The sequence below is a fragment of the Vibrio sp. V42_P2S4T144 genome, from assembly GCF_009904715.1.
Lineage (GTDB): Bacteria > Pseudomonadota > Gammaproteobacteria > Enterobacterales > Vibrionaceae > Vibrio > Vibrio alginolyticus.
Genome location: NZ_WXWS01000182.1, coordinates 1 through 15,187 on the forward strand (window position 1 = coordinate 1; position 15,187 = coordinate 15,187).

Consider the following 15,187-nt stretch of genomic DNA (forward strand, 5'->3'; position numbering starts at 1 on the left):
GGCTATTACCTTGGTATTGGAACTTCTGCGCACCATGCGTGATCAGGCCGAGATGAAAATCCAGATGGTAATGCCTTTGAAAAGCAAATTTCTGGTATTTCGCCTCTATTAGACTCAAGTTGTCATGGTCGGTTGCGTAGTACTGAATATGTTCCATTAAATAAAAAAGCTTGGTCACATTATGACCAAGCTTATCTGGCAATTTCTAACTTGTCTTGTAAAAAACGATCACTGTGGCTGAACGATTCGGCGTGAGCGACGGTTATTACGTAATCCATCAAAGCTAAACACGACTAGTGCTCCCCAAATAAAGACGAAAGTGATCGCTTTATCCATGGTAAAGGGTTCGCCATACATCAATACTGCAAGTAAAAACATTAAGCTTGGGCCTATATATTGGAAAAAGCCCAAAGTCGATAATTTGAGTCTTGTTGCTGCACCCGTAAAGCACAGCAGTGGCAGGGTTGTTATAACCCCAGCCGCGATCAACAAACTATTTAACGTAAGTGGATTCGTAAGCATATTTGAGGTTGGTGTATCGGCAACAAAAAGCAAATAAACAGCGGCCACTGGCAGTAGAAGTAATGTCTCGATAAACAAGCCAGTTTTTGCATCGACACTGACTTTCTTTCTTAATAAGCCATAAAAGCCGAAGCTCATTGCTAACGCCATCGCAACAACAGGTACGGAGCCAAATACAATCAGTTGAACGAGTACGCCACAACCTGCCAATACAACCGCGAACCACTGTAATTTACGCAGTCGCTCACCAAGGAAGACCATCCCGAGTAAGACGTTGATCAGTGGGTTAATGTAATAACCTAAGCTGGCGTCGAGCATATGATTCGAGTTTACCGCCCAAATGAAAATCAACCAATTACCGCCAATTAGCATGGAACTTGCGATCAGGTAAGCGATTTTCGTTTTGTCTTTCGCGATGTGGTAAGCCGAGCGCCAGTGACGGCCAAAATGGAGGAGTGCAGCAAGCAAAAAGAAAGACCATATCACTCGGTGGCTTAGAATTTCCAAAGGAGATACTTGTGCGATGGACTTAAAGTACATCGGCGCAATGCCCCACATGGTATACGCACCAATCGCTAGCAAGATACCTTGCCGCGCGCGTTGTTGTTCGTCTTCTGGTGTCATGAAGTGTCACCTAATTGTGTGTTTTATAGAGCAGAAAATCAGTATACGAGTCGTGATGCGAAACACCTAACAATTTGCGGTTTTATTCACCATGAAACCCCATTACAATGTGCCCTCACTTTGTGTGCCAGTGGTATGCATAAGCACCTCTTTTTTAAGACCCAATCTGAGACTTTTCATGACCTCGACCTTGTTAGCCGAACAATCTGATTCGCCTGTAACGCCTCAACGTGTGTTGGAGGATGTGTTTGGTTACCAAGAGTTCCGTGATGGTCAGCAGTTGGTGATTGATGCCGCGGTAGAAGGTCGCGACAGCTTAGTTATCCTGCCTACTGGTGGCGGTAAGTCGCTGTGTTATCAAATTCCTGCTTTGGTTCGCTCTGGCATTACTTTGGTGATCTCTCCACTTATCTCGCTGATGAAGGACCAAGTGGACCAGCTTAAAGCCAACGGTGTAGCGGCTGAGTGCATTAACTCGACCATGCCTCGTGAAGAGCTGCTCAGCGTGTATAACCGTATGCACACAGGTCATCTTAAGTTGGTGTACGTCTCGCCAGAGCGCGTATTGATGCGTGACTTCATTGAGCGTTTGGAAAACTTGCCGCTATCGATGATTGCTGTCGATGAAGCGCACTGTATTTCCCAATGGGGACACGATTTTCGTCCAGAATACGCCGCGCTTGGTCAGCTTAAGCAGCAGTTTTCCCATGTGCCATTTATGGCGCTGACGGCGACCGCAGATGACGCAACGCGCCGAGATATTCTTGAGCGTCTGCAACTGAATAATCCAGAGGTTTACCTAGGCAGCTTCGACCGTCCTAACATCCGCTACAACTTAGTTGAGAAGCACAAACCGGTTTCGCAAATCGTTCGTTATCTTGAAACCCAAAAGGGTAATTGCGGCATCATCTATTGTGGTAGCCGTAAGAAAGTTGAGATGGTGACAGAGAAGCTATGCAACAACCACATTCGTGCTGCTGGTTATCACGCAGGTATGGATGCCGATGAGCGCGCTTATGTTCAAGAAGCTTTCCAACGTGATGACATCCAAATTGTCGTGGCGACCGTGGCATTCGGTATGGGCATCAACAAACCAAACGTTCGGTTTGTGGTTCACTTTGATATCCCGCGTAACATTGAATCCTACTATCAGGAAACCGGTCGTGCAGGGCGTGATGGTTTACCTGCGGAAGCGATGATGTTGTATGACCCAGCGGACATCAGTTGGCTGCGCCGTATGTTGGATGAGAAAGACGATGGTCCACAGAAGCAGGTGGAAACCCACAAACTGAATGCGATGAGTGCCTTTGCTGAGGCGCAGACTTGTCGTCGTCAGGTGCTATTAAATTACTTTGGTGAGTATCGTGAGAAGCCATGTGGCAACTGCGATATTTGCTTAGATCCACCGAAACACTTTGATGCCACGGAAGAAGCGCGTAAGGCGTTATCTTGTGTCTATCGCGTTAATCAAAGCTTTGGTATGGGTTACGTGGTAGAAGTGCTACGTGGCATGCAAAACATTCGTGTACGTGAAAACGGCCACGATAAGATTTCTACCTACGCGATAGGTCGCGATCATAGCCACGATTACTGGGTGAGTATCTTCCGTCAGTTAATCCACAAAGGGCTGTTGTTTCAAAACATCACGCGTAACTCAACGCTGCAACTTACCGAAGAGGCGCGTCCGCTGCTGCGTGGCGATGTGACTCTGGAGTTAGCGGTTCCGCGTTTAGACACCGCAGCACGTGCGGCTAAATCAGATAAACTGACCAGCAAGAACTACGACAAAAAGCTGTTTGCTAAGTTACGTAAGCTGCGTAAGTCGATTGCTGATGAAGATGGTTTGCCACCATACGTGGTCTTCAGTGACGCAACTTTGATTGATATGGCGGAAATTCTGCCAACGTCTTACGGCGAAATGCTGGCAGTCAGCGGCGTTGGTCAGCGCAAACTGGAGAAGTACGCCGACCCATTCCTCGATTTGATTCAAGAACACATTACTCACCACGGATAAGGAACCAGATGCAAAAGGAATTTGGCTTAGCGGACTATATGGCACAAGAAGGGCGCTTAATCATTACTGCGCCGAGCTTTGACCTTGATAGCTTTCCTGCCTTAGGCGAGCGTTTAGTCGGACTGCTTTCTGCTACTGTGGTGGAAAAGCAATGGGATGCAGACATTCACTCTTGGCTGATTGACTTTGAAGGTTGCCGACTGTTTATGAAGGCAGAGCATTACAGCGAAGCGATTTGGTTTGAAGCGTTAGCGATTGAAGAGAGCAGGGAAGAGTTGGATTATCTTGCAGGGTTGTTCCAACGCGGCTTCTAAAAATAGAGTTTTTCTTGAAAGGGTGTTTCACATGAAACACCCTTTTTTATGCTTAAACGTTTGCGTCAAACAGACGACTTGCGGCGAAAAGTGGTTAATGTATAATCGCCCACCGCTTCGCTCAGAATGAGCCAAGCCAGTTTATTTTTCATTTTACATTGTTGGTAAGAGCCACTTTATTCAGTGACTCGATTTGGGTTCCCTCACCCCCAAACCAAACTAAAAAGGTATCGCATGAGTAACTTTACCCCTGCGCAGCAGCGCAACGCCCTTATCTATCTGGTTCTATTCCACCTAGTCATTATTGCATCTAGCAATTACCTAGTTCAGCTACCGTTTACTATTTTCGGTTTCCATACCACTTGGGGCGCATTCACTTTCCCATTTATATTCCTAGCGACTGACTTAACTGTGCGTATTTTCGGTGCTCAGTTGGCGCGTAAGATTATCTTCTTAGTGATGTTGCCTGCTTTGGCAGTGTCTTACTTCTTATCGGTGGTGTTCTTCGAAGGTCAATTCCAAGGTTTTGGTCACTTAGGGGAATTTAACTTATTCGTTGCTCGTATCGCGATTGCTAGCTTCATGGCGTACCTACTTGGTCAGATCATGGATGTGCATGTGTTCAACCGCCTACGCCAAATGAAGCAATGGTGGGTGGCACCAACGTGTTCAACGCTTTTCGGTAATGCACTTGATACCATCGCTTTCTTCGCCATTGCGTTCTACCAAAGTCCAGATCCATTCATGGCGGAGCATTGGACGGAAATCGCGCTGGTGGATTACGGCTTCAAACTGATTATTAGTCTTGGTTTGTTCGTTCCTATGTACGGCGTATTACTGAATTACCTCATCAAGAAGCTGACTGCGGTGAACCCTGACTTTAAGGTGACGACAAGCGTTCAGTCTTAATATCAGTGGGAACCCCGAAAGCCGCTTGCTCAAATCAAGCGGCTTTTTTGTGCCTGTTTACTTGGGTTTAGAGCGTTTTGTACAGCGTAGGGAGTAATTAGATCATGGGTGTCCAAAAGCTCCCTAAGCTGTACGAAGGTAAAAATGAGCAATAAAAAGGTCCCGAGTGAGACCTTTTAATCGAAGATACGGAACGTAGAGGAAGCTCGCTGGTGAAATGGCTAACAGAGCATCTTCTCAATCAAAATGGCTTTTTGCGCATCGAAGGCGCCAAGTTGCAGGCCGTTATCCCAGCTGATGCTTTGATTGAACATCGCCAACATCAAACCGACACTGCGTTGATTGGCGTCCTGCCAGCAATCAGACTCGCTGTACTCTCCATCATTTATCGCGTTGCCATTAACGAGAATGGGCTCGAAACGCCATTTTTCTCCGACACGGTAGTAGCCTTTGCTGGTTAAGGTCTGGTTGGATTGAATCGTTAGATTGTGCTCGATGCCCGGTTCACCTGTTAGTTCAAATACAAACCTTAGCTGGTGGTCGTCACATTGCAGCTCAACGATCAGTTGGCCGTTTTCCTCAACCAGTGTTGATTGAGAGTAGTCTCCGAAGCAATGCAGCAACCAAGAAATAGGGTGGCTAGCTGTCTCAAGAAACCACTCTTTGAGCGTGAAGGTGCCTGGTAGATTAACTTGGGTGACTAGATTGACCACACAAGGTTGGGTTTGCGAGGCGAGCCACTTCTCTATCGTCTTGGCGGTATTAAGCTGAGCAAAGGCGTAATTAACCAATAGGTTGGAGTTCGGTTGCTGCCAGTGAGTGATGTCGGAATTCAATCCCACCAATGGCTTTTCACAAATTAGCTTGGTTGAACCTAACTTCTTAATTATCTCTGCATGAGTATGCGCAGGTGTCGCGATTGTCACTACATCAAGTTGCTTGAGTGCGCTGATGTTCGTTTCTGCCTTTGGGATTGCTTCTTCACTGCACGCTTGCTGAAGCGGTTCTATTTGGTTGGCGCATAACGTTGTGACCGATACACCATTGTTTCGATAGTGGGGAATGTGCGTGCGTCCCCAGTTGATTCCTATGATGCCGGCTTGCTGGATTTGCTCTGGTTTGTTGAAACGTTCACTCAATGGCGGCAAGGCAATTCGTTCATCGGTTAGACGTTGGTCATGGTGATAGTCATTGCTTGGCAGCACTTGCCATGGCTTGTTGTAATGCTGTTTGAGTGCACAAACGAGTTCGTAGAAATTCCACTTATCCTTTAAGTTGCTATCAAGATGGTATAAACCGGCTTCGTTCCGCTCAATAAGCTGCAAAAAGGCGAGTGCAGTATCGTCCATATGAGAAGTCGCGGGATACCAAGCTGTGCTAGCGGTAATAACGCCGTACTCTTCATGTTGGCGGTCGAGATGCGCCAACATGTTATTGCCTTCTGCTTGGTGATGGAGCTGCCAACCAATTCGAGCAACCATCGCATCTGGATTTGCTTGCCAGATTGCATCTTCACAACGAACTTTGTATTTGCCGTAATCATCTTGGGTGTTTCTTTCTTCAAAGATGCCATAAGGCCCGTTTTTTGTGGCATCAAATACCATTGCTGTGCTGACAAAGAGGTAAGGAATATTATGGCGTTTGCAGTGCTCACCAAGCCACGCTGCCCACGCTTCACTCCCCATCGCCATATGGCACACCGCATCAATGTGGTGCTGCTGCCAAAATTGCTCACTTTGCTGTAGATCATCCGGCGGGATTTGATGGTGATTCCATTCCAATACATTCCAGCCGCGAAGTTGGAACTGATGAGCAACTATAGGGGCGAGAGTGCCAGTTAAGCCAGTCATTAAAACGGTTTTCATTATGGTGCATCTTGGTTGGCTAAATCGTGTTTATCAATAAAGCATGGCTGTTTTTCGATGTAGAGCGGAGAAGCTGAGATTTTTGCTGGGCAGCACGTTTTGTAGGGGAAATAGAAGCAAAAAAGCCCAAGCGAACGCCTGGGCTTTAGTATTGTAAGGCAGTGATATTCGCTTATTTTGCTACGATATTTAATGGCCAGCCGATGTCTGTCTGACGGTTGGATTCAATTTCCAACTCAGCCGCAGTCAGTGGGTTTTTCTCTAGCCATTGCGCATCAATGTGTAACGTTAGATTGTCGCCTTCAACCGTTAGAGTCACATTTGGCTCTAGATCAGGATTGCGACGATGGCTGAGCAGAACCGCAAGACGCAACAATCTCAATACTCGTTTTGCACTCGAGCCTGATAATGCATGCTGCTCAGGTAAAGAAGTGAGTTGTTCGCGATAGCGACGAGCCACTTCACCAATAAAGAACTTCTGCGCGCGCGTGTAACCAGGCAGATCCAAATTCTGCAGCAAGTAAGCACTATGCTCTCCGCCTTTTTTGAAATCGATAGTTAAACCAATTTCATGCAGTTTTGCGGCGGTCTCGAGTAATATCTTGCCCTGAGGCTCTGTAATCCACTCATCGCCCCCAGCTTGCTGTAAAAGCGTGTGTGCCAGAGTAGCGACTTGTTCGCCGTATTGGTGATCGAGCTGATAGCGATTTTGTACGCTAGCGATAGTGCGGGCACGAATGTCTTCTTGACGAAGCTCTTCAACCATCTCATACACTAAGCCTTCGCGTAGTGCGCCGCCAGCGAGTGTCATAGCATCGATTTCAAGCAATTCAAAAACGGCAATCAAAATAGAGAGGCCACTAGGGAACACTAATGCCCGCTCAAGTGTTAAGCCTTCAATATCGAGCTCTTCTAAATGGTCGGCCAACATGGCTTGCTTCTGTAGACGCTTGAGTTTGGAGTGAGTGATTACTTCGTCCATGCCTTGCGCCAGCATTATCTCTTGCAATGCCTGAACAGTGCCTGATGCACCAACACACACATCCCAACCAATTTCTGTATAACGTTCTAAAATCGGCTGGATGGTCTGTTTCGCTCCTTCAATTGCCGCGTCAAAGTTACGAGCATTCAATTGGCGATCTTTAAAGAAGTTTTCAAGCCAAGTCACGCAGCCCATTTTTAAGCTGGTCAGTGCTTTGGCTTCGAAACCTTCACCGATAATCAGTTCGGTACTTGCTCCACCGATATCGACTACAAGGCGACGACCACTACCGCCAGAGGTGTGAGCGACACCTTTATAGATAGTGGCAGCTTCTTCTTCACCAGTAATCACTTCGATAGGCTGGCCTAGAATTTGGTTAGCCTTTTCTAAAAACACATCTACATTGGTCGCGGTACGTAATGTTGCTGTACCGACGATGCGAATGTTTTGTTTAGGAATGTCCTGCAAGCGTTCCGCAAATAGACTTAAGCAGTCCCATCCTCGCTGCATAGCTTCCATACTAAGAGAATTATGTTCATCTAAGCCCGCTGCTAGACGAACTTTGCGCTTAATTTTAGCCATTGTTTGAACGCTGCCATCGATGTGACGCACAACGAGCATGTGAAAACTGTTCGACCCGAGGTCGATGGCGGCATATAGCGGTGATGATCCTGCTTGACTCATAAAACGAACTCAGTTTCCTATTACGATTGTTTTGGTGCCGATTGACGCGGTTGGCGTGGACGACGTCCCTGCGGCTTACGGTTACCAGAACCAGAGCGGGTACCGCCAGTATTCGTGCGGCGCTGTTGGTTGCGTGGTGCACGCATACGAATCGGAGCCGGTAGATCTTGAATCAGTGCCGACGAATCGTACTCTGAAACTGGGATTGTGTGCTCAATGTATTCTTCGATTGCTGGTAGGTTAACCGCGTACTCTTCACAAGCAAAACTGATCGAATGACCGCTCGCACCAGCGCGACCAGTACGGCCAATACGGTGAACATAATCTTCACAGTCGTCAGGAAGGTCGTAGTTGAAAACGTGCGTTACCTGAGGAATATGCAGGCCACGCGCTGCAACGTCAGTTGCAACTAAGATGTCGACATCACCTTTGGTGAATTGCTCAAGAATCTTCTCACGCTTCTTCTGCGGTACATCGCCAGTAAGAAGGCCTACACGATGTCCATCGGCAGCCAAATGACCCCAAACCGATTCACACTTATGCTTGGTATTGGCAAAAATGATAGCGCGATCTGGCCACTCTTCTTCAATTAGTGTTTGAAGCAGCGCCATTTTGTCTTCATTCGAAGGATAGAAAAGCTCTTCCTGGATACGGTGGCCAGTTTTTTGTTCTGGTTCGACAACGACATGCTCAGGAGTATTCATGTGTTCGAATGCCAGTTCTTGAACGCGGTAAGACAGCGTTGCTGAGAACAGCATGTTCAAACGCTCTTTTGGCTCAGGCATACGACGGAACAAGAAGCGAATGTCTTTAATAAAGCCAAGATCGAACATGCGGTCGGCTTCGTCCAGAACAACAGCTTGAATGTTGTTGAGGTTAAATACGCGCTGTTTGTAGAAATCGATGATACGGCCTGTTGTTCCGATCAGAATATCTACGCCGTCTTGCAGTTTCGCAAGTTGCTTGTCGTAGCTTTCACCACCGTAAGCTAGAGCGGTTTTTAGACCTGTGCTTTCAGTTAATGATTCTGCATCATTGTAAATCTGAATAGCGAGCTCACGTGTAGGCGCCATAATAATTGCGCGTGGCTGTGTAGGCTTACGACCTTCATGTTCCGGAGTCGTCAGAAGGTGGTTGAACGTAGCAGTAAGAAACGCGAGCGTTTTACCAGTACCCGTTTGGGCCTGGCCTGCGATGTCTTGGCCGGTGAGCAGGACCGGCAACGCCAAGGCTTGGATAGGGGTACAAAATTCGAACCCTTTTTTGTCCAATCCTTCAATAACTTGGGGCTTTAAGCCCAAATCGGCGAACTTTTGCTCTGTGATATGCGTCTTTTTCATGGCTATAGAATATCAGCTAAAGCTTGCAATACGAAAGTAAATACATTCCAATAGGGCATCTAATTACTGGTTATCATCCAACCAGTTTCGAAAAACACATTGGAGTGGAAGATGAGTGATAAGATTTTGCAGCTAACTGATGACGGTTTTGAAAACGATGTAATCAACGCTGCAGGCCCGGTTCTAGTGGATTTTTGGGCAGAATGGTGTGGTCCTTGTAAAATGATCGCTCCTATTTTGGACGAAATCGCAGACGAGTACGAAGGCAAACTCACTATCGGTAAACTAAACATCGACCATAACGCAGGTACACCACCTAAGTTTGGTATTCGCGGCATTCCAACGCTATTACTATTTAAAGATGGTAACGTAGCGGCAACGAAAGTAGGTGCTCTGTCTAAAACTCAACTAAAAGAGTTCCTAGACGCAAACTTATAATCACCAAGTGATTACAGATAAAACCGTGCAAAGTTACAATGCACGGTTTTGTTTTTCTAACTCTGGACTAGAATACTAATTAGTGCTAACTTATCGCGCGTTAATTGAACAAATTTCTCTTCTTGGTCGATCCTGAGACCAAATCCATCTTAACTAGAAAACAGATCTTATTTTGACTAAACAAGAATCCACCACCATGAACCTTACCGAACTGAAGAACAGACCTGTGTCTGACCTTGTAAAACTGGGCGAAAGCTTAGGATTAGAGAACCTAGCTCGCTTAAGAAAACAAGACATCATCTTCGCGATTTTAAAAGCGCACGCTAAAGGCGGCGAAGACATCTTTGGCGATGGGGTTCTGGAAATTCTGCAAGACGGCTTTGGTTTCCTACGCAGTGCAGATAGTTCATACCTTGCGGGTCCGGACGATATCTACGTATCACCAAGTCAGATTCGTCGCTTTAACCTACGTACTGGTGACTCTATCGCTGGCAAAATTCGTCCACCAAAAGACGGTGAACGTTACTTTGCCCTTCTAAAAGTCAATACCGTTAACGACGATAAACCAGACAACGCCCGTAACAAGATCCTATTTGAAAACCTTACCCCTCTACATGCGAATGAGCGCATGGTTATGGAGCGTGGTAACGGTTCAACAGAAGACATTACAGCACGTGTTTTAGACTTGGCATCGCCAATCGGTAAAGGTCAACGTGGTCTGATTGTTGCTCCGCCTAAAGCGGGTAAAACAATGCTTCTGCAAAACATCGCGCAAAGCATCGCGTACAACCACCCAGAGTGTGAGTTGATGGTTCTTCTTATCGACGAACGTCCAGAAGAAGTAACCGAGATGCAACGCCTAGTTAAAGGTGAAGTGGTTGCGTCGACTTTCGATGAGCCAGCATCTCGTCACGTACAAGTAGCGGAAATGGTGATCGAGAAGGCAAAACGTCTTGTTGAACATAAGAAAGACGTGGTTATCTTGCTTGACTCTATCACTCGCCTAGCTCGTGCTTACAACACCGTAGTGCCTTCATCAGGTAAAGTACTAACAGGTGGTGTGGATGCAAACGCATTACATCGTCCTAAGCGTTTCTTCGGTGCTGCACGTAACGTAGAAGAAGGCGGCAGCCTAACTATCATCGCAACGGCACTAGTAGATACTGGTTCTAAAATGGATGAAGTTATCTACGAAGAGTTCAAGGGTACAGGTAACATGGAACTGCACTTGAACCGTAAGATTGCTGAGAAGCGTGTATTCCCTGCGATTGACTTCAACCGCTCAGGTACACGTCGAGAAGAGCTACTGACGAAGACTGACGAACTACAGAAGATGTGGATTCTGCGTAAGATTGTTCACCCAATGGGCGAAATCGACGCAATGGAATTCCTAATCGACAAGCTAGCGATGACGAAGACCAACGATGAGTTCTTCGATGCGATGCGTCGTCAATAGTCTCAAATAGTCATTCTGCGAAAAGCCACCGTATATCGGTGGCTTTTTTATTGCTTTCTCCCGATAGAAGTATCAGAATGAAGGAAATGTTATCGGGAGGTTAACATGCAACAAGGAATGTTGTCGTCATTACTCCTGAGCTTGTCACTTATCACTCTACCTGCGACATTATCTGCCAAGGAAATGCATGAGTCTGTAGTAGAGCAGTGGCTTCAGGATACTCAAATACAGACTAAAGTCTCTGAACTGCTTGATTACGCTGTCAGAGATGAAGTCGACTCGCTTAAATTCGCCCTTGATAGACTTGCTTTGCCTCAACAAGAGGTGGTGCGCTTTCAATTATTGGAAAAGCTTGAAAAGCAAGATGTGATTCTCACGCCTCGAATGGCTCTGTTTGTTGAGTCCCAGATCCGTATGACCCCGACTTATCAAGTGTTAGAGCGAGGTGATGGGTATGAATTTAGTGTACCCGCTTTTAACTTTCCCGTTATTGCGAGTCGCTTGATTAAGCGTTGGAAACAAGACCAAAGTACCTTGGACTTTGTCTTACAAGCTGAACGAAGAGAGCTTAACTTAAAGCAATGGCTTACAGGGCCATCTCAACAAGCTCAAGCACGTGAAGCGCTTTTGATTCGAGAGTTAGACAGCTTATCACCCAATGCGCTTGCTGCATTAACGGCCCAGTTAACCAAAGCAAATGTGACCAGTTGGTTACCATCGACGGCCGTGATAGTCAGGTTGGCACAAGTTAGTCAGGATGAGGAAGTGTACAACTTACTCTGGCGGATGAAAGCTGATTACAACAGCCAGTCCGAACTTGAGCGTTTAGCTGCGGTTGGAGACGTTTTTTCCATTCAGCAATTGATGAATGCCACAGTTAACCCATCACTCAAGCCAGAAGCTATTAGTCTACTTACAAAATCTAACCCTCTATCTCCGCAAGTAAAGCAGTTTCTAGTTAGAAAAATGGCGTTATCAGAAGAAGCAACCATGGTTGCTCGAGAGCTTGCTCAACAAGGGCATCAAACCTGGTTGGAAGAGTTAGTATCTTCGAACCATCAGATAAAGACTCGGCAGATTGAACAAGTATTAAAGTAATCTGGCTCACATACCCACACAAAATAGGAGGATCTTAGCGTCCTCCTATTTGTTATACTGCGGACAGTTTAATCAGCCAGCATGAAGGCCTATGAGTTTTAAGGATTTACGCGAATTTATCGACCACCTAGAACAGAAAGGTCGACTTAAACGCATCACTCACCCTGTCGATCCCGCTTATGAAATGACAGAAATCAGCGACCGCACCTTGCGTGCTGGTGGACCTGCGCTGTTGTTTGAGAACCCAATCGGCTACGACGTACCTGTTTTGACTAACCTGTTTGGTACACCAGAGCGTGTCGCAATCGGTATGGGACGTGAAGATGTTAAAGAATTAAGAGAAGTCGGTAAGCTGCTGGCTTATTTAAAAGAACCTGAGCCACCAAAAGGCTTCAAAGACGCTTTAGAAAAACTGCCTGTGTTCAAACAAGTATTGAACATGCCGGCTAAGCGTTTACGTAAAGCACCATGCCAAGACATTGTTTGGCAAGGTGATGAAGTCGACTTGGATAAAATTCCGGTAATGAGCTGCTGGGCAGAAGATGTAGCGCCGCTGCTTACTTGGGGCTTAACCGTAACCAAAGGTCCAAATAAGAAACGTCAGAACCTAGGCATTTACCGTCAGCAGAAAATTGCCAAGAACAAAATCATCATGCGTTGGTTAGCCCATCGTGGTGGTGCGCTTGATCTGCGCGATTGGATGGAAACCAACCCAGGTAAACCTTTCCCAGTTTCGGTCGCGTTTGGTGCAGACCCAGCAACCATTCTTGGCGCAGTAACACCAGTGCCAGATACGCTATCGGAATACGCATTTGCAGGTTTGCTACGTCGAAGCAAAACGGAAGTCGTGAAGTCAGTCAGCAACGATTTGGAAGTGCCAGCGAGCGCGGAAATCGTGATGGAAGGCTATATCGACCCGAACGAGTTTGCTGATGAAGGTCCTTACGGTGACCACACTGGCTACTATAACGAAAAAGAAAAGCACCACGTATTTACTATTACGCACATTACTATGCGTAAAGACCCTATTTATCACAGCACCTACACAGGTCGTCCGCCAGATGAACCAGCTGTATTGGGTGTGGCATTAAACGAAGTGTTTGTCCCTATTCTGCAAAAGCAATTCCCAGAGATTGAAGACTTCTATCTTCCGCCAGAAGGTTGTTCGTACCGAATGGCCGTCGTCACCATGAAGAAGCAGTACCCAGGACATGCCAAGCGCGTAATGATGGGCGTGTGGTCTTTCTTACGTCAATTCATGTATACCAAGTTTGTTATTGTGTGCGATGAATCGGTAAACGCACGAGATTGGAATGATGTCGTGAAAGCCATGTCAGAGCATATGGCTCCTGTACGTGATACCTTGATGATAGATAACACGCCAATCGACTCGCTCGACTTTGCTTCACCAGTGGTTGGGCTTGGCTCCAAAATGGGCTTGGATGCGACCATTAAATGGGATGCCGAGCTGGCGACGCGAACCGAGGTCACTGAGCGAGACAGCAAAGCGATTACCGAAGCAGAACTAAATGAGTTGAAACAGCAACGCCCTGAGATTGTTGACGTCTATCTTCCGGTTACAGCAAACAACCAATTTGCTGTCGTGACTATGAAGAAGGACCAAGCTGGTCAATCCCAAGAATTGATGGAACATCTATGGGGCTTCTTTGCTCAGTACACGGATAACAAATTCATCATTTTGTGCGACGATGACGTTAATGCACGAGATTGGAATGACATCATTTGGGCGGTGACAACTCGAATGGACCCAGATAGAGACACGATTCAAGTGCTTGGTAAGACTGAGAGTTCATCCAAATTAGGACTGGATGCGACCAATAAGTTTGAATCTGAAGCCACGCGCGAGTGGGGCACGCCTATCAAAAAAGATCCTAAACTTGTGGCTAAAGTCGATGAGATTTGGGACCAGTTAGGTATTCTATGAGTCATCAAGTCCACCTTCTACCAATGGACGTTACGTTCCAAGTAAAAGAAGGGGAGACGGTGTTGGAAGCTGCGCTCAACAACAATATTCGCTTCCCGCACCGTTGCCAAGTTGGCGCTTGCGCCATGTGCATGTGTAAAAAGCTAACGGGCGAGGTGAGCTATCACCTCGAACCGATGCTAACCGAAAAAGAGCAACAGCAAGGTTGGATATTCCCTTGCCAAGCCTATACAGAAAGTAATTTAGTGCTTACTTTTGACGAGTAAGCGAGAGGAACACCATGACCATCCAATGTAAAGTAAAGTCTATTCAGCCGTTAGCTTGTAATACTTACCAAATCCTTCTTCATCCAGAATCACCAGTGCCTTTTAAAGCGGGTCAGTACCTAATGGTGGTGATGGGTGAAAAAGACAAACGTCCTTTCTCTATCGCAAGCAGCCCTTGTCGTCATGAAGGTGAACTTGAACTGCACATCGGTGCGGCGGAACACAACGCTTATGCACAAGAAGTTGTCGAAGCAATGCAAGCAGCCCTAGAAACAGATGGTCATATCGAGATTGATGCACCACATGGTGATGCTTGGGTTCAAGAAGAAAGCGAACGCCCGCTATTATTGATTGCTGGTGGTACAGGCTTTAGTTACGTGCGTTCGATTCTGGATCACTGTGTTGCACAGAACAAAACCAACCCTATCTATTTATACTGGGGTGCACGAGACAACTGCCAGCTTTACGCTAAAGAAGAACTGGTCGAGATTGCCGATAAGTTTGCTAACGTTCACTTTGTTCCAGTAGTAGAAGAAGCACCTACAGACTGGCAAGGTAAAGTTGGTAACGTGCTACAAGCAGTAGCCGAAGATTTCGAAAGCTTAGAAAACTACGATATCTATATTGCAGGCCGCTTTGAAATGGCTGGTGCAGCACGTGAACAGTTCACTCAGAACAAGAAAGCGAAGAGCGAACGTATGTTCGCAGACGCTTACGCATTCATTTAAAT

14 protein-coding genes are annotated in these 15,187 nt (G+C 46.5%); 9 read left to right on the forward strand and 5 right to left on the reverse strand.

The window, feature by feature from the left end; genetic code table 11:
- Together CAG68_RS06415 and rarD are read right to left on the reverse strand one after the other, a co-directional pair.
- On the reverse strand, positions 1-157 hold a 157-nt coding region (locus CAG68_RS06415; protein WP_202599873.1), incomplete at its 3' end, for an AraC family ligand binding domain-containing protein.
- A 71-nt stretch (positions 158-228) separates the two neighbouring features.
- The gene (rarD, locus tag CAG68_RS06420) at positions 229-1,146 is read right to left on the reverse strand and encodes an EamA family transporter RarD (protein ID WP_005382912.1); all 918 of its coding nucleotides are present in this window, start codon (positions 1,144-1,146) and stop codon (positions 229-231) included.
- 178 nt (positions 1,147-1,324) lie between these two features.
- Between rarD and recQ the strand changes: the two genes are divergently transcribed.
- The 3 genes from recQ (at position 1,325) to CAG68_RS06435 (ending at position 4,383) form a co-directional block, all read left to right on the forward strand.
- A complete protein-coding gene (gene recQ, locus CAG68_RS06425; RefSeq protein WP_005451195.1) occupies positions 1,325-3,160 on the forward strand; it encodes an ATP-dependent DNA helicase RecQ in 1,836 nt (611 codons plus the stop codon).
- A gap of 8 nt (positions 3,161-3,168) precedes the next feature.
- The gene (locus tag CAG68_RS06430) at positions 3,169-3,474 is read left to right on the forward strand and encodes a DUF3630 family protein (protein WP_005378772.1); all 306 of its coding nucleotides are present in this window, start codon (positions 3,169-3,171) and stop codon (positions 3,472-3,474) included.
- Between the two features lie 234 nt (positions 3,475-3,708).
- Positions 3,709-4,383 carry a 7-cyano-7-deazaguanine/7-aminomethyl-7-deazaguanine transporter gene (locus CAG68_RS06435; RefSeq protein ID WP_005378770.1) on the forward strand — a complete coding sequence of 225 codons (675 nt, stop codon included), beginning with the start codon at positions 3,709-3,711 and terminating at the stop codon, positions 4,381-4,383.
- 221 nt (positions 4,384-4,604) lie between these two features.
- Here the strand turns inward: CAG68_RS06435 and CAG68_RS06440 are convergent, their stop codons facing one another.
- From CAG68_RS06440 to rhlB, 3 genes are all read right to left on the reverse strand, one after another.
- Positions 4,605-6,248: a sugar nucleotide-binding protein gene (locus tag CAG68_RS06440; protein WP_025768970.1), complete on the reverse strand. Its 1,644-nt coding sequence runs from the start codon at positions 6,246-6,248 to the stop codon at positions 4,605-4,607.
- A gap of 172 nt (positions 6,249-6,420) precedes the next feature.
- Positions 6,421-7,914, reverse strand: coding sequence for a guanosine-5'-triphosphate,3'-diphosphate diphosphatase (gene gppA, locus CAG68_RS06445; RefSeq protein ID WP_005382885.1), 1,494 nt, complete (start codon positions 7,912-7,914; stop codon positions 6,421-6,423).
- Between the two features lie 20 nt (positions 7,915-7,934).
- A complete protein-coding gene (rhlB, locus tag CAG68_RS06450; protein ID WP_005378764.1) occupies positions 7,935-9,254 on the reverse strand; it encodes an ATP-dependent RNA helicase RhlB in 1,320 nt (439 codons plus the stop codon).
- 111 nt (positions 9,255-9,365) lie between these two features.
- Here rhlB and trxA point away from each other — a divergent pair, with 111 nt between their 5' ends.
- The 6 genes from trxA to fre all read left to right on the forward strand — a co-directional run bounded on the left by trxA (position 9,366) and on the right by fre (position 15,185).
- Positions 9,366-9,692: a thioredoxin TrxA gene (gene trxA / locus CAG68_RS06455; RefSeq protein WP_004745500.1), complete on the forward strand. Its 327-nt coding sequence runs from the start codon at positions 9,366-9,368 to the stop codon at positions 9,690-9,692.
- Positions 9,693-9,888: 196 nt separating this feature from the next.
- Positions 9,889-11,148 carry a transcription termination factor Rho gene (rho, locus tag CAG68_RS06460; RefSeq protein ID WP_005378757.1) on the forward strand — a complete coding sequence of 420 codons (1,260 nt, stop codon included), beginning with the start codon at positions 9,889-9,891 and terminating at the stop codon, positions 11,146-11,148.
- A 105-nt stretch (positions 11,149-11,253) separates the two neighbouring features.
- On the forward strand, positions 11,254-12,246 hold the full coding sequence (locus CAG68_RS06465) for a hypothetical protein (protein WP_005378756.1): 993 nt from the start codon (positions 11,254-11,256) through the stop codon (positions 12,244-12,246).
- 91 nt (positions 12,247-12,337) lie between these two features.
- On the forward strand, positions 12,338-14,191 hold the full coding sequence (ubiD, locus tag CAG68_RS06470; RefSeq protein ID WP_161440934.1) for a 4-hydroxy-3-polyprenylbenzoate decarboxylase: 1,854 nt from the start codon (positions 12,338-12,340) through the stop codon (positions 14,189-14,191).
- The gene (locus CAG68_RS06475) at positions 14,188-14,457 is read left to right on the forward strand and encodes a 2Fe-2S iron-sulfur cluster-binding protein (protein WP_009696789.1); all 270 of its coding nucleotides are present in this window, start codon (positions 14,188-14,190) and stop codon (positions 14,455-14,457) included. Before ubiD ends, CAG68_RS06475 begins: the two co-directional genes overlap by 4 nt.
- Before the next feature lie 14 nt (positions 14,458-14,471).
- Complete coding sequence (gene fre, locus CAG68_RS06480) at positions 14,472-15,185, forward strand: NAD(P)H-flavin reductase (protein WP_054729951.1); 714 nt, start codon at positions 14,472-14,474, stop codon at positions 15,183-15,185.
- Positions 15,186-15,187: the final 2 nt, after the last annotated feature.

What these genes read in the sequence shown, in the direction of transcription:
- rarD (WP_005382912.1), bottom strand. Translation starts at nt 1,146, where the DNA reads ATGACACCAGAAGACGAACAACAACGCGCGCGGCAAGGTATCTTGCTA.
- recQ (WP_005451195.1), top strand. Translation starts at nt 1,325, where the DNA reads ATGACCTCGACCTTGTTAGCCGAACAATCTGATTCGCCTGTAACGCCT.
- CAG68_RS06430 (WP_005378772.1), top strand. Translation starts at nt 3,169, where the DNA reads ATGCAAAAGGAATTTGGCTTAGCGGACTATATGGCACAAGAAGGGCGC.
- CAG68_RS06435 (WP_005378770.1), top strand. Translation starts at nt 3,709, where the DNA reads ATGAGTAACTTTACCCCTGCGCAGCAGCGCAACGCCCTTATCTATCTG.
- CAG68_RS06440 (WP_025768970.1), bottom strand. Translation starts at nt 6,248, where the DNA reads ATGAAAACCGTTTTAATGACTGGCTTAACTGGCACTCTCGCCCCTATA.
- gppA (WP_005382885.1), bottom strand. Translation starts at nt 7,914, where the DNA reads ATGAGTCAAGCAGGATCATCACCGCTATATGCCGCCATCGACCTCGGG.
- rhlB (WP_005378764.1), bottom strand. Translation starts at nt 9,254, where the DNA reads ATGAAAAAGACGCATATCACAGAGCAAAAGTTCGCCGATTTGGGCTTA.
- trxA (WP_004745500.1), top strand. Translation starts at nt 9,366, where the DNA reads ATGAGTGATAAGATTTTGCAGCTAACTGATGACGGTTTTGAAAACGAT.
- rho (WP_005378757.1), top strand. Translation starts at nt 9,889, where the DNA reads ATGAACCTTACCGAACTGAAGAACAGACCTGTGTCTGACCTTGTAAAA.
- CAG68_RS06465 (WP_005378756.1), top strand. Translation starts at nt 11,254, where the DNA reads ATGCAACAAGGAATGTTGTCGTCATTACTCCTGAGCTTGTCACTTATC.
- ubiD (WP_161440934.1), top strand. Translation starts at nt 12,338, where the DNA reads ATGAGTTTTAAGGATTTACGCGAATTTATCGACCACCTAGAACAGAAA.
- CAG68_RS06475 (WP_009696789.1), top strand. Translation starts at nt 14,188, where the DNA reads ATGAGTCATCAAGTCCACCTTCTACCAATGGACGTTACGTTCCAAGTA.
- fre (WP_054729951.1), top strand. Translation starts at nt 14,472, where the DNA reads ATGACCATCCAATGTAAAGTAAAGTCTATTCAGCCGTTAGCTTGTAAT.